The 19,450-nt window shown below is 65.8% G+C and carries 15 protein-coding genes; 4 read left to right on the plus strand and 11 right to left on the minus strand.

Going from position 1 to position 19,450, the window contains the following annotated elements; genetic code table 11:
- From GJ695_RS00005 to GJ695_RS00015, 3 genes are all read right to left on the minus strand, one after another.
- Window positions 1-908 (minus strand): serine/threonine-protein kinase (locus GJ695_RS00005; RefSeq protein WP_154361590.1); only part of this gene is annotated, 908 nt, incomplete at its 3' end.
- Window positions 909-1,088: 180 nt separating this feature from the next.
- Window positions 1,089-1,550, minus strand: a complete 462-nt coding sequence (locus tag GJ695_RS00010; RefSeq protein WP_154361591.1) for a TadE/TadG family type IV pilus assembly protein — start codon at window positions 1,548-1,550, stop codon at window positions 1,089-1,091.
- A gap of 124 nt (window positions 1,551-1,674) precedes the next feature.
- Window positions 1,675-1,944, minus strand: a complete 270-nt coding sequence (locus tag GJ695_RS00015; RefSeq protein ID WP_154361592.1) for a hypothetical protein — start codon at window positions 1,942-1,944, stop codon at window positions 1,675-1,677.
- 201 nt (window positions 1,945-2,145) lie between these two features.
- Here GJ695_RS00015 and GJ695_RS00020 point away from each other — a divergent pair, with 201 nt between their 5' ends.
- Entirely contained in the window at window positions 2,146-4,284 is a 2,139-nt protein-coding gene (locus GJ695_RS00020; RefSeq protein ID WP_229260251.1) for a hybrid sensor histidine kinase/response regulator, read from the plus strand.
- Here GJ695_RS00020 and GJ695_RS00025 read toward each other — a convergent pair.
- Both GJ695_RS00025 and galB read right to left on the minus strand, forming a co-directional pair.
- Window positions 4,277-6,307, minus strand: a complete 2,031-nt coding sequence (locus GJ695_RS00025) for a glycoside hydrolase family 43 protein (RefSeq protein WP_208023334.1) — start codon at window positions 6,305-6,307, stop codon at window positions 4,277-4,279. The genes GJ695_RS00020 and GJ695_RS00025 overlap by 8 nt on opposite strands.
- A gap of 15 nt (window positions 6,308-6,322) precedes the next feature.
- The gene (gene galB, locus GJ695_RS00030; protein WP_154361594.1) at window positions 6,323-8,992 is read right to left on the minus strand and encodes a beta-galactosidase GalB; all 2,670 of its coding nucleotides are present in this window, start codon (window positions 8,990-8,992) and stop codon (window positions 6,323-6,325) included.
- A gap of 116 nt (window positions 8,993-9,108) precedes the next feature.
- Between galB and GJ695_RS00035 the strand changes: the two genes are divergently transcribed.
- Entirely contained in the window at window positions 9,109-10,113 is a 1,005-nt protein-coding gene (locus GJ695_RS00035; protein ID WP_154361595.1) for a LacI family DNA-binding transcriptional regulator, read from the plus strand.
- On the opposite strand, the gene GJ695_RS00040 is transcribed toward GJ695_RS00035, so the two are convergent.
- Both GJ695_RS00040 and GJ695_RS00045 read right to left on the minus strand, forming a co-directional pair.
- Window positions 10,110-11,651 (minus strand): cryptochrome/photolyase family protein, encoded by a 1,542-nt coding sequence (locus GJ695_RS00040; protein ID WP_154361596.1) that lies wholly within the window; start codon window positions 11,649-11,651, stop codon window positions 10,110-10,112. The two genes, GJ695_RS00035 and GJ695_RS00040, sit on opposite strands and share 4 nt — an antisense overlap.
- Entirely contained in the window at window positions 11,648-12,577 is a 930-nt protein-coding gene (locus tag GJ695_RS00045) for a MerR family transcriptional regulator (RefSeq protein WP_154361597.1), read from the minus strand. The genes GJ695_RS00040 and GJ695_RS00045 overlap by 4 nt, the downstream gene beginning before the upstream one ends.
- Before the next feature lie 93 nt (window positions 12,578-12,670).
- Between GJ695_RS00045 and GJ695_RS00050 the strand changes: the two genes are divergently transcribed.
- Window positions 12,671-13,204, plus strand: a complete 534-nt coding sequence (locus tag GJ695_RS00050; protein WP_154361598.1) for an NAD(P)-binding protein — start codon at window positions 12,671-12,673, stop codon at window positions 13,202-13,204.
- On the opposite strand, the gene GJ695_RS00055 is transcribed toward GJ695_RS00050, so the two are convergent.
- The 3 genes from GJ695_RS00055 to GJ695_RS00065 are packed head-to-tail and all read right to left on the minus strand — an operon-like array spanning window position 13,143 to window position 17,814.
- Complete coding sequence (locus GJ695_RS00055) at window positions 13,143-14,426, minus strand: M20/M25/M40 family metallo-hydrolase (protein ID WP_154361599.1); 1,284 nt, start codon at window positions 14,424-14,426, stop codon at window positions 13,143-13,145. The genes GJ695_RS00050 and GJ695_RS00055 overlap by 62 nt on opposite strands.
- 9 nt (window positions 14,427-14,435) lie before the next feature.
- Complete coding sequence (locus GJ695_RS00060; RefSeq protein ID WP_154361600.1) at window positions 14,436-16,643, minus strand: hybrid sensor histidine kinase/response regulator; 2,208 nt, start codon at window positions 16,641-16,643, stop codon at window positions 14,436-14,438.
- A gap of 7 nt (window positions 16,644-16,650) precedes the next feature.
- Window positions 16,651-17,814, minus strand: coding sequence for a pyridoxal phosphate-dependent aminotransferase (locus GJ695_RS00065; RefSeq protein WP_154361601.1), 1,164 nt, complete (start codon window positions 17,812-17,814; stop codon window positions 16,651-16,653).
- A 118-nt stretch (window positions 17,815-17,932) separates the two neighbouring features.
- Between GJ695_RS00065 and GJ695_RS00070 the strand changes: the two genes are divergently transcribed.
- Window positions 17,933-19,096 (plus strand): branched-chain amino acid ABC transporter substrate-binding protein, encoded by a 1,164-nt coding sequence (locus tag GJ695_RS00070; RefSeq protein WP_154361602.1) that lies wholly within the window; start codon window positions 17,933-17,935, stop codon window positions 19,094-19,096.
- A gap of 3 nt (window positions 19,097-19,099) precedes the next feature.
- Here GJ695_RS00070 and GJ695_RS00075 read toward each other — a convergent pair whose 3' ends face one another.
- Complete coding sequence (locus tag GJ695_RS00075) at window positions 19,100-19,354, minus strand: hypothetical protein (protein WP_154361603.1); 255 nt, start codon at window positions 19,352-19,354, stop codon at window positions 19,100-19,102.
- Window positions 19,355-19,450: the final 96 nt, after the last annotated feature.

A 19,450-nucleotide genomic window follows, 5' to 3' on the forward strand; every position in this document is an offset into this window, starting at 1 on the left:
GCCCATGCGCGGCGCTGGCGGTGCAGCCGCCGGCGCAGGCGCAGGGCCCAGCCGCCGAGCCGGCCCGTGAGGCTGCTGTCGGCGCCCAGCGTACGGATGGTGGCGCTGACGGCGTTCATGCTGGGCAGGCGCATGGCCAGGCTGGTGGCCGTCATCGCTTGCACCAGCGCCGTCACGGCGGCTGGCAGGTGCGGCGGGTAGGGCCACTGCTCCGAGCTGGTCTGCAGGTGGGCGGCTGCCAGCGCCATGCCGTTCAGTTCGGCGAATGGCCGCTGGCCCGTCAGCAACTGGTAGAGCACTACGCCCAGCGCGTAGACGTCGCTGGGCGGCGCGGCCGGGTTTCCCGCCAGCCGTTCCGGCGCCAGGTAGGCGATCGTGCCTTGCAACTCGTCCGACAGCGTGCTTTGCGTGGCCAGCGGATCGATGTGGCGCGCCAGGCCGAAGTCCAGTATCCGTACCTGGCCGGATGGCTCCAGCATCAAGTTTGATGGCTTGAGATCGCCATGCACGAGTCGGGCGCGGTGGGCCTCCAGCATCGCCTCGGCGATTTGGCGCGCGATGTCGAGAGCGTCGTCGACGGCCAGCGGTCCCAGCTGCGCCAGACTGCGGCCCTCGATCAGTTCCATGATGATGGCGGGAGTGTGCTGGTCGCCGTCGAGGGCGTAGATCTTGACGAAGGCGGTGTGCTTGAGCGAGGCGGCGGCGCGCGCCTCGTCCAGTAGGCGATCGCGGCTGTTGGACGGGGTTTGCGCGCGCAGGCGCTTCAGGGCGACGCTGCGCTGCAGCTTGCTGTCCCACGCCTCATAGACTTGGCCATAGCCGCCTTCGCCCAGCAGGCGTCGTATCTGGTATTGGACATCGCCGGGCGCTGCAGGTGCTTCCGGCCGTGTGGGGGGAATGATATCCATATCGCTGCATGCTTTTCGAGTACCGGTCTGCGGCCGGTGTCGCCGGGCGACGAGTTGTCTGAAAATTACTATTGAGGAAAGAGTAGCATGAAAGCAATATGGTTGATACAAGTATTTATTTAGGCAATAAATTGTTCCTGTTGTAAAACCTCTCGAAGCCCAAACGCGTGGCAAGCGAGATTAGATCCCGACGTAGGGCAATGTGGTCGTGGCCACCATGCCGACGCGGGGGCCGAACATCTCATTGGTCATCGGCAGGAAGGACGAGGTGGGGAGCGATATCTGTACCGTAACGGTGACAGTTTGCGGCAGCCAGAAGCCGCTGCAGGATGCGCCGTTGCAGGCGATGCTGGTCGACGGCGCCACCGTGCCGAGTACCAGCTCCTTGAGTTTGTCGTCGACGATTTTCTGCGCGATGGCAAGATGCTGGCCGACCTTTTCGCTGTTTTGCATGTCCCGGGCCTCGGCCGAAGACAGATAGCGTGCTGCATCGGCGCTGGCGTTCTTCCCTATTTCATAGTCGTAGAGCAGCACGCCGACAAACACCAGGCACGTCAATAAGGTGAACAAGAACGCCAGGGTGAGCGCCAGTTCGATGGTGACGGAGCCGCGCGTCTGGCCGGAGAGATTCGCCGGATTCATGTTGGAGGTTTCCCATGTCAGGCGACCCACTGTACGTCATCCGCGATTTGTGACGTTGCGATGGCGCAAGGCGTGGTGCGCAGGACCGGGAGGCGCCGCCGGCGCGCGTCCGGCCGCTGGAGAATTACTCCTCGGTGGGCGCTTCCTCGATGGCGATGCGCACCTGATCGGCCGGGCCCAGGTAAGCGTCGCCGCCGACCGGGCCGTCCTGATAGGTGAAATGCGCGCCGTCGCTGTCTTCCACCACCCAGATGTCGGCAATCAGCCGATCGGTGGCATCCAGCGGGTTGATCAGGTCGATCTTGCGGCGTTCGCCCGGGATCAGGTCTTTCACCGCATCCTTGGTGCGTTCGGTGGCAAGCGGGATGTAGCGGGCGGTCAAATGTTCGTTCATGGTTTCCTCCTGTGCGGTCCATTGTAGACGGGGTCGTCTTTCGGCGACGCGCGAAAGGCCCCGGCCGCATTGTTTTTCCTGTCACTCAGCAAGAATGACAATATAATCAGAGCCTTGCGAAAAACCGCAGGCTCTTTTTATTTATTGGAATCTATGCCCACTCGGCCCCGGTTTATGTTTTCTCTGCGGTACTTGCTGATCATGCTGACCGCGATCGGATTGCTGCCGCTGGCGCTGCTGGGCGCGTGGAGCATCCACACCGTCAGCGACTACCAGCAGCGCGACCAGGAGCGCCTGATGCTGGATCTGGCGCGCGCGGTTGCCAGCGCCGCCGATGCCGAACTGGATGGGGTCGTCTCCACCCTGACCAGCCTTGGCCATGCGCCGGCCCTGGATGACGGCGACCTGCGCGGCTTTTACGATGCCGCCCGCGCCTTGGCCAAGGCCCAGCCGGACTGGCTGGGCGTGATCCTGACCGACCACACCGGCAAAATCCTGCTGCGCACAATGGATGCATACGGCGCGCCGCCCGCGCCGGTCGCCGATCCCGCCAGCCTGCAGGAAGCGTTGACCACACGCCGCCCCATCGCCGGACGCATCGCCCGTGGCGCCGGCGGGCGTTCCGCCTTCCCGGTACGCGTGCCGGTGATGGCGGCGGACGGCAAACTGTACACGCTGACGGCGGTGATCCGCCCGGACCGCATGCTGCGGCTGATCGAGCGTCAGCAAGTGCCGGGCGGCTCGGTGACCACCATCCGCGACAGCGCGCTGGCCGTGGTGGCCCGCTCGCAAAACCAGGACCGCACCGTGGGCCTGCCGCCGAGCCCGTCGCTGGCGGAGCTGATGCGCGCCACCGGCGCCGAAGGCACCGGCCTGGCGCGCACGCGCGAAGGGCAGGACATGGCCACCGCCTACACCACCTTGTCGCATTACGGCTGGGCGGCGGTGGTCGGGCGGCCGGCCGAGCAGCATCACGCCGTGTTCCAGAGCCTGGGCGTGTACGGCGCCGGCATCCTGGTGTCGCTGCTGCTGTGTATTGGCCTGGCGTCGCTGCTGTCGCGGCGCCTGGTGGCGGCGATCAAGGCCCTGCAGCAGGGCGCCGCCGCGCTGGGCACCGGCGCGCCGCTGGTGCTGGCGCCATCGTCCATCCGCGAAATCGCCGACATCGGCAAGGGCCTGGAGCAGGCCGACCGCCAGCGCGCCGCGCAGGAGCGCGAGCGCAAGCTGCTGCTCGATTCGCTCAACCAGGCGCTGGACGAAGCCAACCAGGCCGGCCGCGCCAAGGATGAATTCCTGGCGGTGCTGGGGCACGAATTGCGCAATCCCCTCAGTCCCATCGTCACCTCGCTGGACCTGCTGGACCGCCGCGACGAGCAGGCCAGCCGCAAGGAACGCACCATGATGCGGCGTCAGGTCAACCATCTGCGCCGGCTGGTGGATGATTTGCTGGATGTCTCGCGCATCACGTCCGGAAAATTCCGCATCGACGCGCAAGCGGTCAATCTGGCCGAGGTGGTGCGGCATGCCGTGGCCGCGGAGCCCGATCAGCCGCTGACCTTGTCGGCGCCGGAGGCGGTATGGGTGGACGGCGACGACAGCCGCCTGACGCAGGTGCTCAACAACCTGCTGTCCAACGCCGCGCGTTTCGGCAGTAGCGCCACCGAGGTGCGGCTGTCCAAGGACGCTACCCACGCGCGGCTGGAAGTCATCGACAACGGCATCGGCATGAGCGAAGAGCTGCTGGCGCGCGTGTTTGAACCTTTCCAGCAGGCGCCGCAATCGCTGGCGCGGCGCACCGGCGGCCTTGGACTGGGCCTGGCGATCGTGCGCAAGATCGTTGAACTGCACGGCGGCCAGGTCACGGCCGCCAGCGCCGGCGCGGGGCAGGGCAGCCACTTCACCGTGACGCTGCCGCTGGTGACGCCACCCGCCGTCGCGCCATCGCTGCCGGGACACGCCGGTGCGGGCGGTCTGCGCGTGCTGCTGGTGGACGACAATATCGACGCCGCCGCCACCGGCTCGGCGCTGCTGGAGCTGATGGGCCACCAGGTCCGCGTCGCCCACACCGGCGCCGCCGCGCTGGAAGCCTTGCGCCAGCAGACGCCCGACGTCGCCATTCTCGATATCGGTCTGCCGGACATGGACGGCTACACGCTGGCTGGCGCCATGCGCCGCCAACTGGCGGGCACGCCGCTGCGGCTGGTGGCGCTGACCGGCTACGGCCAGAAAGAAGACGTGGAGCGCGCCTACGCGGCCGACTTCAATCTGCACCTGACCAAGCCGGCCACGCTGGCCGATCTGCAGCTTGCCACCGCACCGCTGGAGCCGGCGGCTATTTAACCAGCGTCCAGGTGAAGCGCACGCCGTCCTTGCCATCCGGCGCCGGGCCGGGACTGTCGGCCTTGACGGCGCCGCTTTGCGGATCGATGCGCAGGAAGCGGTTGGTCGCCAGGGACATCAACAGCAGTTCGCCGGTCGGCGTCTCCATCCACTGGAAGTTTTGGGCGACGCCGGGGCGCACCTGCTGGAACGAGACGCTGCCGTCCGGCGCCACGGTCACGTAACTCGGGCCGGCTTGCAGGGCGATGCGGCCGTAGCCCATATCGAGCACGGTGGTCGGCGTCTGCAGGCCGGCGCTGGCGCCGAGGCGGATCTGCTGGCCGTAAGGAATGGGCCGCATCAGGCCGCGCGGATTGGGCTGGACGATGTCGATGCTGGCGAAATCCGCCATGCCGCCATTCTGGTTGCCGGTGTTGTAGGCGAACAGTGCGTAGCGCACGCCCTGGAAGGTGGTCAGCTGGAAGATCATGGTGAACTCGTCGCCGATGCCCTGGAAGCGCTGGCCGTCAAGCGAATAGCTGAAGCGCGCCTTCTCGGTCAGGAAGTCGCAGTCGGCACGCAGCCACACTTTGGCGGTATCAATGGCGACGCGCGTTGCTTGATTGCGCGCCTGATCGAACAACACCAGCGACAGCTTGCCGCCTTGCTTCTCGACGCCCAGCGTGGCGTAGGGCAGGTTGAGCAGCCCCAGGCCGGCGACATCATTCTCCAGCAGGCGCGATGCGTCCAGCGCCACGGTCGGCGTCGATGCCGGCCCGATGGCGCGCTGGGTCAGCGTGTTGCGCGCCTCCCAGAACGAGGCTGCCGACAAGGCGTGCAGGCGCAGGAAGCCGGGCCGCTCCGTCAAGGACCACTTATCGTCCACCGGCGCATGGTTCCACTGCCAGATCGGCTTCAGCACAGGCTCGGCAAAGTCGTCGCTGCGTACGAACGGCGTTTTGACCTGCTGCGCTTCGGCGGCGCGCGGTTTGACCCAGGTGCGCGGATTGCGTCCCAGGTTGCCGGGCAGGCCGAAATACGGCCAGCCGTCCTGCCACGTCACCGGCGCAAGACTGAGCAGGCGGCCGACCGAGTTATAGTCCATCATAGAGAAGCCCCACCATTCGCCTGCCTCGGTCAGCACGATGCCGCCCTGGTGCATGGCGGTGGCGTCGGGCGAGGCGGGATTCGGCGGCGTCACCTCGAACGGATACTGCTTGTTCTTCAGCCGGTAGCCGCCCACCATGCCGAAGCCTTCGTCCTTGCTGATCGCCTGGTTGACTTCATACGGCCCGAAGATGGAACTGGCGCGCGCCGCCGGCATGCGGAAGCCGCCGGCGTAATTCGCGCTCAGGATGTAGTAACGGCCGCCGATTTTGTAAATATGCGCACCTTCGCCCATGCCGTCGATTTTTGAGAACAGCACATGCTCCGTGTCCGGCACGATGTCGAGCAGGTCGTCGGTGAGCTGGGCGATGTGCATGTCCTGATGGCCCCACACCGCGTAAGCCTTGCCGTCGTCATCGAACAGCACCGACAGGTCGTGCAGGCTGCGCTTCATCTCCCAATGCGTCCAGGGGCCGCGCGGATTGATGGCGGAGTAGATCTGCGTGCCGCGTCCATTCACATTGCTGAAGATGTAGAACACCCCGTTGCGGAAGCGCAGGCTCGGCGCCCAGATGCCCTGGCCGTAGATGTTCTTGCCGTCCTCCAGCCGGTAGGCCGGGCCGAAGTCCAGCCGTTCGGCGGCGTAGCCGAGGAACTCCCAGTTGACCAGGTCCCTGGAGCGCAGCACAGGCAGGCCGGGCATCGCGTGCATGGTGGTGCCGGTGAGGTAGAACCAGTCGTTCACCCGGATGATGTCGGGATCGGAGAATTCGTCGTAGAACAGGGGATTGGTGAAGGTGCCGTTGCCGTTGTCCGGCGTCCAGGTCCGGCGTGACAGCTCGGTGCGCGGTTCCGGTTGCGCGCCGGCCGGCGGTACGGGTGCGGCCAGCATGATCAGTACCGTCAGCGTTGACGCGGCAAACATGGCATTCTTCATCGATTCCCCTGTTTTTTATTTGCTGCGCAATTGTACCTCCGTGCCGCGCAGACCTTCCGCACTGGCGCGCACCGTGATGGCGCCGCGTTGTCCCGGCCTGGCGCGGACGATGGCCAGCACCAGGCCATTGAACGCCGCGCGCTCCGGTGATTTGAAGGATTCGAGATTGGTCGGATCACCGTTGTCGGTCGCTACCAGCTCGCCCGGACCTTCGACCGTGAAGCGGATGCGCTGGTCGGCGCGTGGCGCGGTGGTGCCGCCGGCGTCGGTCACGCGCACGGTGATGAAGGACAGATCCTGGCCGTCGGCGGCGATGGTGCTGCGGTCGGCCTTCGCTTCCAGTACGGCCGGCGCCTGCGCGGTTTTCACCGAGGAGCGCGCCCACTCCTTGCCGTCCTTGTAGGCGACCACGCTGATTTCTCCCGGCTCGTAGACCACGTAGTCCCAGCGCAGGCGGTATTCATACGGCGCCTTCTTGCGCCGTCCCTGCGACTTGCCGTTGACGAACAGCTCGGCCTCGTCGCCGGAAGTGAACAGGTGCACCGGCGTGACTTCGCCGACGCGTTCCGGCCAGGTCCAATGCGGCAGCAGATGTGCGATCGGCAGGTCAGGACGCCAGCGCGACTGGTACAGGTAGTAGCGGTCTTTCGGGAAGCCGGCCAGGTCGACGATGCCGGAGTAGGAACTGCGCGCGCCGTAGTAGGGCGTTGGCTCGCCAAGGTAGTCGAAGCCGGTCCACACAAATTCGCCAGCCACATAAGGGTTCTGGTCCTGCGCCGCCCACGAACGGTCGGCCGAGCTGCCGAAATCGGCGGCGAACAATTCATAGGCGCTCACCTGCTGGCGTTTCGGATCGCCGCCCGCGCCAGGCCGCACCGGCGCGCTGATCACGCCCGGCACCGGGAACTGGTATTCGCCACGGCTGCTCAACGCCGACGCGCTTTCGGTCGACAGGATCATCTTGTCCGGGAACCGCTGGTGGAAATTGGGGAACTGGCCGGGCAGGCTGCGGATGCCGGCACCCTGGTAATTCAGGCTGATGACGTCGACCGTGGCTGGCAAGGGCATGTCGGCCTTGGCGTAGTTCATGGCGCCGGTGACCGGCCGCGTGGGATCTTCTTCGTGGGCGATGCTCACCAGCTTGCGGCCGATGGCCGCGCCGGCGTCGCCGGTGTACTGCTCGCCGACCTCGTTCCCCACGCTCCACATGATGATCGACGGGTGGTTGCGGTCGCGCCGCAGCATGGCGCGCAAGTCCTGCTCGTGCCAGTCGGGAAAAATCAGATGGAAGTCCAGCGGCGTCTTCTTGCGTTCCCACGAGTCGAACACCTCGTCCATCACCAGGATGCCCATGCGGTCGGTCAGTTCCAGCAGTTCCGGCGAGGGCGGGTTGTGACTCATGCGTACGGCGTTGGCCCCCATCTCCTGCAGGATCTGCAACTGGCGTTCGGCGGCGCGCACGTTGAAGGCGGCGCCCAGCGCGCCCAGGTCGTGGTGGTTGTTGACGCCATTGATCATGATCTTCTCGCCGTTGACGAACAGGCCTTCGTTCGCATCGAAGCGCAGCGAGCGGATGCCGAACGGCGTCTCCTGGCTGTCCACCACCTTGCCGTTGCGGCTGACAGTGGTGACGGCGAGGTAGCGGTTCGGCCGTTGTTGCGGCAGCGGTCCCCACAGGCGCGGTTGTGCGACGCGCGCGGATGCGTTGACGGTGGCGCTGCCGCGCGCATCCACGCTCACGCGCTGTGCCGGCAGGGTGGCGACTGCGGCGCCGGTGCGCTTGCCGTTGTCGTCCAATGCGTACAGCTGCGTGCTGACGTCCAGCGTGGCCGCGTCCTTGCCATCGTTGTCGACGGTGACCGCCAGTGCCACCTGCGCCGCTTCGCGCGACACCTGCGGCGTGCGCACCACCGTTCCCCAATGCGCCACATGCACAGGATCTGCGACCGTCAGCCACACATTGCGGTACAGGCCCGCGCCCGGATACCAGCGTGCGGATTCGGCCGGATTATCGAGGCGGATCGCCAACTGGTTCACGCTGCCCGGCGTGGCGTATGGCGTCAGGTCGAGGCGAAAGGAGTTGTAGCCGTAAGGCCAGCCGCCCACCAGGCGGCCGTTGAGCCATACGCTGGCGTGCGACATGGCGCCGTCGATGTCGAGGAAGATGGACTTGCCCTTGTCGCGCGCCGGAATGTCCAGCTTCTTGCGATACCAGGCCGCCCCCCAGGTTTGCAGCCGTCCCATGCCGCCGTATGGACCGGTGGCGAGGAAGGGCCCTTCGATGGCCCAGTCGTGCGGCAGCGTCACCGCGCGCCAATCGTGTTCGTCGAAGTCGGCGCGCAGCAGCGGCGGGGAGACGGTGGGATCGGCGGCGGGGCGTTGCGCGCGCTGGGCCGGATTCGCCACCAAGGGGTTACCGCTCGGGAGTATCCATGGCTTGAGCAGTCCCTCGGCCGAGCGCTGGACTTTTTCCGCCTCGTCGGGACGGGCGTCGGCCACCTTGCCGTCGGCGCTTTGCTTGATTTCTGGCCGCACATCGTATTGCAACCGGGCTGCGTAGCCTTGCGGATCGCCGCGCTGGAAACGCCAGCCGTCGTTGATGGACTGGCGTTCGGCGGCGAGCGCGAAGAGCGGCAGCAGGGCGGCCAGGGTCAAACCGGCGCCGCGGTAACGATGCGTATTCAAGGTGTCTCCTTCGTTTTTATGGCTTATGGTTGCGCAATCATTTTGGAGTGTAGGTAGTTGTGAGCGGGATGTCAATTGGATAGAATGATTACGCTATCAACATTACGAAAGAAACGATGCCTGCCACCCCCGTCACATTGATCGATGTCGCCAAGGCGGCGGGCGTCTCGCCGATCACGGTATCGCGCGCATTGAACGAGCCGCACCTGGTGAAGCCGGCGACCTTGGCCAAGGTGCAGGAGGCCGTCAAGCGCACCGGCTATGTGAAAAACATGCTGGCCGGAGGGCTCGCCTCCAGCCGCAGCAAGCTGGTGGCGCTGGTGTTGCCGACCATCTCGACGCAAACGTTTGCCGACATGGTGCAGGGCGCAACCGACCGTCTGACGGCGGCCGGCTATCAGCTGTTGCTGGGGATTGTCGGCTACGAAACCTGGCGCGAAGAGATCCTGGTCGAGACGATCCTGAGCCGCCGTCCGGACGGCGTAATCCTGACCGGCGCGCTGCACACCGACAGCACGCGCCAGCGCCTGCGGCAAATCGGCACGCCGGTGGTAGAGGCGTGGGATCTGACGCCGCATCCGATCGACATGGCGATCGGTTTTTCGCACGAAGAAGTGGGCCACACCTGCGCCCAGCATCTGCTGAAGCAGGGCTATCGGCGCTTCGCCATGCTGACCGCGAACGACCCGCGCGCGGGCCAGCGCACACAGGGCTTCCAGGTGTCGCTGGCCAAGCATGGGGTGAGCGTGATCGCGTCGCACGTGGTGCAGGCGCCGGGCGCCTTGCCGCAAGGGCGATTAGGCGCGGTCAAGCTGCTGGATGAGCATCCGGAACTGGATGCGATCTTCTGCAGCTCGGACACGCTGGCGCACGGTGTGCTGATTGAAGCGCAAAGCCGTGGCCTGCGCGTGCCGCAGGATCTGGCGATCATGGGCTTCGGCGATCTGAATTTTTCCGAGTATACCAATCCGCCGCTGTCCACCGTCAAGGTGGACGGCGCCCGCATCGGCGCGTTGTCGGCGCAGGCCTTGCTGGACCGTTTGTCCGCCGGTGCGACATCGGCGCCTGCGGAGCGCGTCGTCAACACCGGCTTCGAGCTGATTCAGCGCGGCAGCACCTAAAGCTCCGCCACCCTGGCGCGCAGGTCGGCCGCGCGTTCGCGCAACGCGGCCAGCGCGCCGTCATCCATGCGGCGCAGCTGCTGGTAGACCATGCCGAGCCGCTGGTTCCCAGCCAGCTTGTCCCGATTGCGGTCGAAAAAATCCCAGTACAAGGCGTTGTATGGACAGGCGCGCTCGCCGAGCCGCGCTTTTTTATCGTAATGACAGCCCTTGCAGTAATCGCTCATGCGGTCGATATAGGCCGCGCTGGAGACATAAGGCTTGGTGGCGAGCAGGCCGCCGTCCGCAAACTGGCTCATGCCCAGCGTGTTGGGCAGCTCCACCCATTCGAAGGCGTCGATGTAAATCCCCAGATACCAGCGATGCAGCTCTTCCGGCGACAGCCCGGCCAGCAGGGCGAAGTTCCCGATCACCATCAGGCGGTTGATGTGGTGCGAGTGCGCGTGCTCCAGTGACTGGCCGATGGCGGCAGCCACGCAGCGCATGCGCGTCTTGCCGTCCCAGAACCACCACGGCAGCGGCGTGTCGTGGCCGAAGGCGTTCAGCTTGTCGTAGCCTGGCATGCGATGCCAGTACACGCCGCGCACATATTCGCGCCAGCCGAGGATCTGGCGGATGTAGCCTTCGGCCGACGCCACCGGCACGGCGCCGTCGCGCCACGCGTTTTGCACGCGGTCGATCACCGTGCGTGGCGACAGCAGCTTGACGTTCATCGCGAACGACAACAGCGAGTGGAACAGCCGCCAGGCCTTGACGCTCATCGCATCCTGGAAGCGGCCGAAATGGGGCAAAGCCAGTTCAACAAAGCGTTCCAGCTGTTCCAGCGCTTCCTCGTGGTTCAGCGGCCAGGCGAAGTCGCCGGCATTCGGCTCGCCAAAGCTTTTTGCGCCCGAGGCCTGGATGGTCTGCCACAGTACGCTGTGGTCGTGGCGTCCGCGCAGGTCGGCCGGCTCCCACGGAATGCCTTGCCAGGCCTCGCGGTTGTCGTGATCGAAGTTCCACTGGCCGCCGGCCGGCTTGCCGGTGTCCGAGACCAGCACGCCGTGCTTGCTGCGCATGCGGCGGTAGAAGTGCTCCATCAGCCAGTGGTCGCGGCCTTCGAAGATGTGGGCCGCTTCGTCGCGCGCGGTGTAGAAATGCTCGGTGTCGTCCATCGCGGCGGCGATCGGCAGGGCGGCGGCGTAGTCGGCCAACTGCCGGTCCAGCCGCCATTCGTCCGGCGCCTGCCAGCGAAGTTCCGTGGCCGCATGGTGGGCAAGCAGGTAGTCCAGATTGGCGGTGATCGACTGGCGGTTGTCCGCATCGTCGATGGCAAGGTAATGCACGCGGTGGCCGGCCTGGCGCAGGCGGCGGGCAAAGTCGCGCATGGCGGCGAAGATGGCGATGATCTTTTGCGCGTGATGCAGCACGTAGTCGGTTTCCTGCCGCACTTCCATCATGACGAACAGTTCGTCGGCGCTCGGGCGGGCGAACCAGCTGTGTTGATGATTCAGCTGGTCGCCCAGTATCAGTTTCAGTCTCATTGCTTCCCAGGTCATCTGGCCGGCATGGGCAATCCCTCCGCGTAGGCCAGTCGTTCAAGTGCATCTTCCATCAGCATGCGGGCGTGGCCTGCGCTGCGGGCCAGGTCTTCGTGCATGGCGGCGTCGGTCGCGTTGCGGTTGGCGCATTGGGCGCTGTAGCGCTCAAAGCTCGACAGCATCATCAGGATGTCCGCCAGATGGCGCGGGCATTCGCAGTTGATGCTGGTCGAAGCGGCGGCCAGCGTCGCCAGTTCCTCGTCGCTCAGGCGGCGCGGTGTTGCGGGCTCGGACGGCGGCGCCGGCGGCAGCGCGGCGCCGGTCAGCGCGGTGTTGCACAGTACCGCCACTTCCGCCGCGTCCGACGGCGCGCGCGCCACCAGGCAGCCGTGTTCGCGCAGTCGCCGCACGGTGGCGCTGTCGCAGAAGCGGTACAGCACCACCGCCGCCTTGGCCGTCACCGCGCGCCGCAAAGCCTGTATCTGCGGCAGGGCGTCGGCGGTCATCTCGGGCGCTTCGATCAGCAGCACATCGGCATGGATGCCGTTGAGCGTCGTTGCCGCGTCGCTCAGTTGCGGGCTGACGCGGATGATGTCGAGCAGTGGCGTAGTGCGCGCTGCGTTGAGCCGCTGCGCCAGCGCCGAACCGACCACCGCCAGCTTCAACGGCTGCATGCCTGCGGATGGCAGTACACCGGCCAGCGCCGCCAGTTCCTCAACACCCATGGTCGCCACAGTGCCGATGGCATGTCCCTGGTCCACCACGCGTTTCAGCAACCCCAGGCGATGCACCTGTTCGGCCGAATACAGCCGTTGACCCTGCGGCGAGCGTCCGGTATCGGACACGCCATAGCGCCGTTCCCACACGCGCAGCGTCTCCACCGGCAGTCCTGCAAGGCGCGCTGCGACACCGCTGCGATATCCCTTGACGAGCTTCTGATCCATTTTAACGATCCTCCATTCCAGCATGCTAGCATGAACCGGAATTGAACCGGCATTGACGCGTTATGCGGGCGAGAGCACCGATATACTTGGTGCATGAACGTTATTCCTTTCAAAGTGGCGGTAATTGGCGGCGGTGCTGCTGCCTTGTCGTGCGCCAGGCATCTGCAAAACGACCATTGCCGCGTGACGGTGTTCGACCCCGTCCCGGACCTTGCGCGCGGCGGCGCCATCGCGGTCCGGCGCGGCGTTACCGTATGCGATATCTGGTACGAGGAAAACTGGCGACTGGCATCGCTGGAGGAGGGCGTTGACGTTGATGAGTATGCAGTCTTGGTACTCGCATTGCCGGCGTTGCAGTCAGCTGCCTTGCTTGAGCCGTTGCTGCCGGCGACAGCGCAACAAGTAGCGGCCATGACGCCAGCTGAGAAGGGATGCGTGTGGCTGCCCGCCGTGCGGACCGGCGTATGCGGCGACTGGCTGTGCGGCGGGCAGGAGGGCGACGCGTGGCTCAGTGGCCGGGCGCTCGCGGCGCTGGTTCTCAGCCACCACGCCGGCGGCCACGCTCCTACCTTGCCAGCGGCGCGGCGAGCCCTTGAACGCCAGCCAGGCCCAGGATGGTCAGCATGACATTCTGTGGGCCGGTATGCGCATTGCGCGCCGACCACCACTCCAGCTTTTCAGAGTGATAGCCGCCTGAGTCGCCGCCACCGGACATGGTGATGGCCGGAATGCCGAGGCTCATCGGCAGGTTGGCGTCGGTCGAATGCGGACCGTCCAGCAGCGCCGGGCGGCCTTGCACCTTGGCCGCCGCCAGCGCGGTCTTGACGATGACCGCGTCCTTCTGCATCTGGCCCGCCGGGCGGTCGCCGATCAGCGCTATATCGGCGGTGATGGCCTTGCTGTTCCAGCGCTGGTTGGTCTCGGACACGCCTTGCTGGATGGCGTCCTTGATCTGCTGCTCGACCTTGGTCAACAGCGCCGCGTCGGCCGAGCGGATATCGATCAGCATCGAGGCTTCGGCGGAGATGCTGTTCACCGATTGCCCGCCTTGTATCACGCCGACATTGAACGTCACCTTGGGTTGCGACGGCACACGCACATCGTCGATGCGCGCGATCACGCGGCCGGCGGCGTGGACCGCCGAAGGCAGGCCGAAGCCTTCGTAGCTATGGCCGCCGGGACCATGGATGGTGACCTTGAAGCGGCGGCTGCCTGCGCCCATGTACGTCACCGGATCGCCATCCGTGCCCAGCGCCGGCTCCAGGCCGACGAAGGCCTTGATGTCCTTGCGCTGGCTGAACAGATATTTCACGCCTTTCAGGTCGCCCAGGCCTTCCTCACCGACGTTGGCGACGAACAGGACGTCGCCTTCGGTCTGTACCCTGGCCTCGCGCATGGCGTGGGCGATGGTCAGCATGGCGGCCAGCGAACGGCCGTTGTCGGCGATGCCCGGCGCGTACAGGCGGTCGTCTTTCTCGTGCACGGTGAGATCGGTGGCGGCGGGATAGACGGTGTCCAGGTGCGCGGCCAGCACGATCAACGGGCCTTTGCCGCTGCCGCGATGGAGGCCAAGTACATTGCCTGCATCATCGATGTGCACGTCGGCCAGGCCGGCGGACTTCAGGCGTTCAACGTAGTCCCTGGCGCGCGCTGCTTCGGCAAACGTCGGCGCCGGGATGGCATTGATGGCCAACATGGTCTTCTGCGTGGCCGGCTCGTTCTTTTCGATGTAGGCCAGCGCCTGTTTGACGGCCGGCTGTGCGGCGATGCGCGCCAGTTCCAGTTCCTGTTCCTGCGCATGGGCGGGCAGGGCGGCGGCGATGGCGAGGCTGAGTAGCAGGTGTTTCATGAAGCTCCATTAGGGTAGGCTGGCGATCAGCGCCAGCAGCGCGTCCACATCCACCGGCTTGACGAAGTAGTGATCGAATCCTGCGCTGTCGGCCTGCTCGCGGTCCTCGCGGCGGCCGTAGCCGGTCACCGCCACCAGCGTCGCTTGCGCGGTCGCCGGCAGCGAGCGCAGGCCGCGCGCCAGGTCATAGCCGCTGATGTCCGGCAGGCCGATGTCGAGCAGGCACAGTTCCGGCGAGGTGGCCTGCGCCATTTCCAGCGCGTCGATGGCGGTGTGGGCGACGCTCACCTGGTGGCCGCCTGCTTCCAGCAGCAGTTGCAGCGTCTGCGCGGCGTCGACGTTGTCGTCCACCACCAGCACGCGCAGCTTGCGGCCCGGCGAGGTGGGATGGCCTGGCGCCTGCGCGACCGGCTGCTGTTGCTGGTTGCGTGGCAGGACGATGGTGAAGGTGCTGCCTTGCTGTTCTCCCGCGCTCTGTACTTCGACCGCGCCGCCATGCAGCTCGACCAACGACTTGACCAGCGCCAGCCCGAGTCCGAGGCCGCCCTGCGAGCGGTCCGGGTTGCGATCGGCCTGGGCAAACAGTTCGAACACGCGGCTGCGCAGTTCCGGCGACATGCCGATACCGTTGTCGCTGACAATCAGCTTGACGTTGCCGCCTTCGCCGCGCGCGGTCAGCTTGACGGCGCCGCCGGCCGGTGTGTACTTGGCGGCGTTGTTGAGCACATTCACCAGCACCTGCACCAGCCGCTTATGGTCGCCCGTCACCACCAGCGGCGCTGGCGGCAGCACCACCTCAAAGCGGTGCTGGCGCGATCTGATCAGCGGTTCCGCCTGTTCCACCGCGTCTGCCACGATGCGGGCCACATCCAGCGGCACGCGCGTCAGCGTCACCAGCCCGCGCGTGACGCGCGAAACGTCCAGCAGGTCGTCGACCAGCCGCGTCATGTGATGCACCTGGCGCACGATGATGCCGGCGGTGCGCTGAACAGCCGCTTCGTTGGCATGGCCGCTTTGCAGCAGTTGCGCGCCGGCGCTGATCGGCGCCAGCGGGTTGCGCAGCTCGTGCGCCAGCATGGCGAGGAATTCGTCCTTGCGGCGGTCCGCCTCGCGCAGTTGGCTCTCGGCCTTCAGGTGCTGAAGCTCCTTGTCCTGCAATGATTCGGCCATGGCGTCCAGCGCGCGCGCCAGTTCGCTGATCTCCTCCTTGCCGTAGCTGATGCCGCTGCGCGCCTCCAGCGTGCCGGAGGCGATGCGGTTGGCGGTGGTGGCCAGCCGCTTCACGCGGCGCAGCACCAGCACGTCGCCGACGAACCACGCTGCCAGCAGCGCCAGGCCGATGGTGGCGGACAGCGCCAGGAAGTCCAGCATCTGGTCATGGCGCGCGCTGGCGGTGATGGCGTCGGCCGGAATGCCGATGGTGACGGTGTAGTCGGACAGGCCATTGTTGCCGACGCGGGCGAAGCGGTGCAGGCGCTCGACGCCATCGGGGCCGGTCAGCAGCACCGGCTTGCCCGGTTCGCCCGCCATGGCTGTGCGCATCTCCGGTGACACCGGCTTGCCGAACCAGGATTCAGGATTCGGCTTGCGCGAGATGATCAGGCCTTCGGAATCGGCCGTCAGCAGCAGCGAACCTGGCGGCAGCTGGATATCTGCCACGAAGCGGTCCAGGTTGACCAGGTCGAGCGCGGCGAACACCACCGCCTTGACCTTGCCGTCGTCGTCCAGCACCGGATAGGTGAGGTTGACGGTGTGTCTCTGGATCACGCGGCCGAAAACGTAGCCGCCGGCGACAAAGCGCTTCAGGTGCACGGCGCGGCGGAAGTGCGAGCGGTCCGCCAGGTTGACGGTGTTTTTGGCCTGTACCGCGTTGCAGGTGACGTCGCCGTTCAGCTGGATCACACCTAGGTTGACGTAATCCGGATTCTGGCGGCGGACGTTGGCCAGCAGGCGGGTGCAGTCTTCCTCGTCGCCCATCAGGTCCGGCACGCTGGCGAGGTCGCGCAGCAGCTGGCGCGCGCCGGCGATCGACTGCGCTTCGTTGGCGGCGGCGAGGTTGGTCAGGCGTTGCAGATTGTCTTCCGCCACCTCGACTGCGTGGGCGCGTTCGCGCACGCCGTTAATGATGGTCATGATGGCGCTGGGTGCGATCGACAGCATCACCAGCAGTATCAAACGGCTGCGCAGACTATTCAGCTGGAAGAGCAGGAAAGCCATGCGGCGCTCAGGCGGCGCTGCGGTTGGCGCGGTAAAGCGCGTTGCCGTAGCCGATGATGGCTTGCACGCCGCGACGCAAGGTCGCCACGCCGTCTGAAATATAGCCGATGCGGATATGGCCGGGCACGCCCAGCGCGTCGCCCGGCATCACGGCCACCGCGCAGTCGGCCAGCAGTCGTTCGCTGAAATTCACCGTTTCCATGGTGAGGCGCGAGATGTCGGCCCACAGGTAGGGACCGGAGGCGGGCCTCTGCATGGTCAGCCACGGCAGGCCGTGCACCAGGTCCAGCACCAGGTCGCGGCGCTGGCGGTAGTCGGCCAGCATGATGTGCGCATCGCCGCTTTCGAAGGCGGCGGCCATGGCCAGCTGCATCAGCATCGGCGCGGCGGCGGTGATCGGACCTTGCAGGGTTTCCATGGCGGCGACCACGTGCGCCGGCGCCACCGCGAAGCCGGCGCGCCAGCCCATCATGGCGTAGCTTTGCGACGCCGAGAACAGGGTAACGATGCCGATGTCCTGCCAGTCCGGCCGCGCGGCCAGGCTGGCATGCACGCCATCGAAGATCAGCTTCTCGTAGCTTTCGTCGACGATGGCCAGGGTGCCCGTGCGTTTCAGCCAGGCGGCGATGCGGTCAAGTTCTACATCGCTCAACACCGCGCCGGTCGGGTTGTGCGGATTGTTGATGATCAGGATGCGCGCCGGCGGCAGGTTGTCCAGCAGCGCCTCGGTGATTTCTGCCGGCAGGTCGACCAGCACCGGTTCCAGTTCCAGCAGCTTGCAGGTGGCCACGTAGGCCGGCCAATGCGGCTTGAAGATGATGACCGCGTCGCCCGGATCGGCCATCACGTACAGCGCCTGGTACAACGCCTGCTTGCAGCCGTTGGTGACCAGGATCTCGGCCGGGGTGGCGGGAATGCGGTTCTCGTTCACCACCTTGGCGGCGAGGCGGGCGCGGATGCCGGCGTCGCCGCCGACAGCGGTGTAGGGCAGTGATGGCAACTCAAGACCCGCGCGCACCGCGTCCAGCACCGCAGGCGGCGCCTGGAAGTGCGAGATGGCGATGGAGAAATCGATGACGTCCTCGCCACGCGCTTTCATGGCGTCGACACGACCATGCATGGCGGTGGTGGCCAATGGGCGGGAACGTGCGATGCGGCGGGAAATGTCCATATTTGATTATCTTTAGGAAAGATTTATTCTTACGTTAATCAGCCCTTTGCGCAAGGGGGTATTGGCAATCGTGCGCATGGGTCTGGTATCCTAATGCTGTTAACCAACGAGGATTTTTATGCAGTTCACAACAAAAACAGTTTGCCAGGCGCTTGCCCTGGCCTTTGTCGGCGCTCTGGGCGCCGCCTCCGCGCAGGCGGAAGACATCATCAAGATCGGCCACGTGGCCGCCACCTCCGGCCCGATCGCCCACCTGGGCAAGGACAATGAAAACGGCGCGCGCATGGCGGTCGATGAACTGAACGCCAAGGGCGTCGTCATCGGTGGTAAAAAATACAAGATCGTGCTGCAGGCGGAAGACGACGCCGGCGATCCGAAGCAGGCCACCACCGTGGCGCAAAAGCTGGTGGACGCCAAGGTGCAGGGCGTGATCGGTCACGAGACCTCGGGCACGGCGATTCCGGCCTCGCGCATGTACTACGACGCCGGCATTCCGCAGATTACGCCGTCGGCCAGCTCGCCGCAGTACACCCGCCAGCGCTACAACACCACCTTCCGCAACATCGCCAACGACGAGCAACTGGGCCCGGCCCTGGCGCGTTACGCGATGCAGAACATGCAGGTCAAGCGCATCGCCGTGGTGGACGACCGCACGTCCTACGGCAAGGGCCTGGCCGATGAATTCAGCAAGACCGTCAAGCGCACCGGCGCCGCCAGCGGCACCACCATCGTCGCCACGCAGTACACCAACGACAAGGCCACCGACATGATGGCGATCCTGACCGCCATCAAGGCCAGCAAGCCGGACATGATCTTCTTCGGCGGCATGGACGCGGTGGCCGCGCCGATGCTGCGCCAGATGAAGCAACTGGGCTTCCCGGTCAAGTTCATGGGCGGCGACGGCATGTGCTCGGACTCGGTGCCGCGTCTGGCCGGTGACGGCATGAGCGACGGCCAGGTGATCTGCGCCGAAGCGGGCGGCGTCGAACCGGCGCAGGAAAAAGGCATGGAAGACTTCCGCGCCGCCTACAAGAAGCGCTACGGCATCGAGGTGCAGACCTACGCGCCGTATGCCTACGACGCGCTGATGACGATGGTGGACGCGATGCAGAAGGCCGGCTCGCCGGACCCTGCGAAGTATCTGCCGGTGCTGGCCAAGATCAAGCACAAGGGCGTGACCGGCAATATCTCCTTCGATGCCCGTGGCGACGTGCAGGACGGCGTGCTGACCATCTACACCTTCAAGGGCGCCAAGCGCCAGAAGCTGGCTGTGATGAAGTAAAACTCAGGACTGCGGCTCCAGCACTTTCAGGTGCTCGGTCGCGTTCTGGTTGCCGGCGTTTAGTTCCAGCGAGCGCCGGTAGTTCTTGACGGCGCGCGGCTTGTCGCCCGCCGCCTCGTACATCTCCGCCAGGCTGTCGACCAGATTCCAGTTCATGTAGACGGCGTGCGGACCGCGTTCCAGCTTCAAGTCGAAATCGGCCGCCGCCAGGGCGGACAGGGACAGCATGAGCATGGCGATGCCGAACGCCAGACGCATGTGATATACGATTTAAAAGTTATTAAAACGGTATCAATAGCATAAGCAGGCGATTGGCAGGCAGCTTTAGTTATGCAATAATGGGAATCATTCTCA

This window comes from Duganella alba (assembly GCF_009674495.1).
GTDB lineage: Bacteria > Pseudomonadota > Gammaproteobacteria > Burkholderiales > Burkholderiaceae_D > Rugamonas > Rugamonas alba.

What these genes read in the sequence shown, in the direction of transcription:
- GJ695_RS00010 (WP_154361591.1), bottom strand. Translation starts at nt 1,550, where the DNA reads ATGAATCCGGCGAATCTCTCCGGCCAGACGCGCGGCTCCGTCACCATC.
- GJ695_RS00015 (WP_154361592.1), bottom strand. Translation starts at nt 1,944, where the DNA reads ATGAACGAACATTTGACCGCCCGCTACATCCCGCTTGCCACCGAACGC.
- GJ695_RS00020 (WP_229260251.1), top strand. Translation starts at nt 2,146, where the DNA reads ATGCTGACCGCGATCGGATTGCTGCCGCTGGCGCTGCTGGGCGCGTGG.
- GJ695_RS00025 (WP_208023334.1), bottom strand. Translation starts at nt 6,307, where the DNA reads ATGAAGAATGCCATGTTTGCCGCGTCAACGCTGACGGTACTGATCATG.
- GJ695_RS00035 (WP_154361595.1), top strand. Translation starts at nt 9,109, where the DNA reads ATGCCTGCCACCCCCGTCACATTGATCGATGTCGCCAAGGCGGCGGGC.
- GJ695_RS00040 (WP_154361596.1), bottom strand. Translation starts at nt 11,651, where the DNA reads ATGACCTGGGAAGCAATGAGACTGAAACTGATACTGGGCGACCAGCTG.
- GJ695_RS00045 (WP_154361597.1), bottom strand. Translation starts at nt 12,577, where the DNA reads ATGGATCAGAAGCTCGTCAAGGGATATCGCAGCGGTGTCGCAGCGCGC.
- GJ695_RS00050 (WP_154361598.1), top strand. Translation starts at nt 12,671, where the DNA reads ATGAACGTTATTCCTTTCAAAGTGGCGGTAATTGGCGGCGGTGCTGCT.
- GJ695_RS00055 (WP_154361599.1), bottom strand. Translation starts at nt 14,426, where the DNA reads ATGAAACACCTGCTACTCAGCCTCGCCATCGCCGCCGCCCTGCCCGCC.
- GJ695_RS00060 (WP_154361600.1), bottom strand. Translation starts at nt 16,643, where the DNA reads ATGGCTTTCCTGCTCTTCCAGCTGAATAGTCTGCGCAGCCGTTTGATA.
- GJ695_RS00065 (WP_154361601.1), bottom strand. Translation starts at nt 17,814, where the DNA reads ATGGACATTTCCCGCCGCATCGCACGTTCCCGCCCATTGGCCACCACC.
- GJ695_RS00070 (WP_154361602.1), top strand. Translation starts at nt 17,933, where the DNA reads ATGCAGTTCACAACAAAAACAGTTTGCCAGGCGCTTGCCCTGGCCTTT.
- GJ695_RS00075 (WP_154361603.1), bottom strand. Translation starts at nt 19,354, where the DNA reads ATGCGTCTGGCGTTCGGCATCGCCATGCTCATGCTGTCCCTGTCCGCC.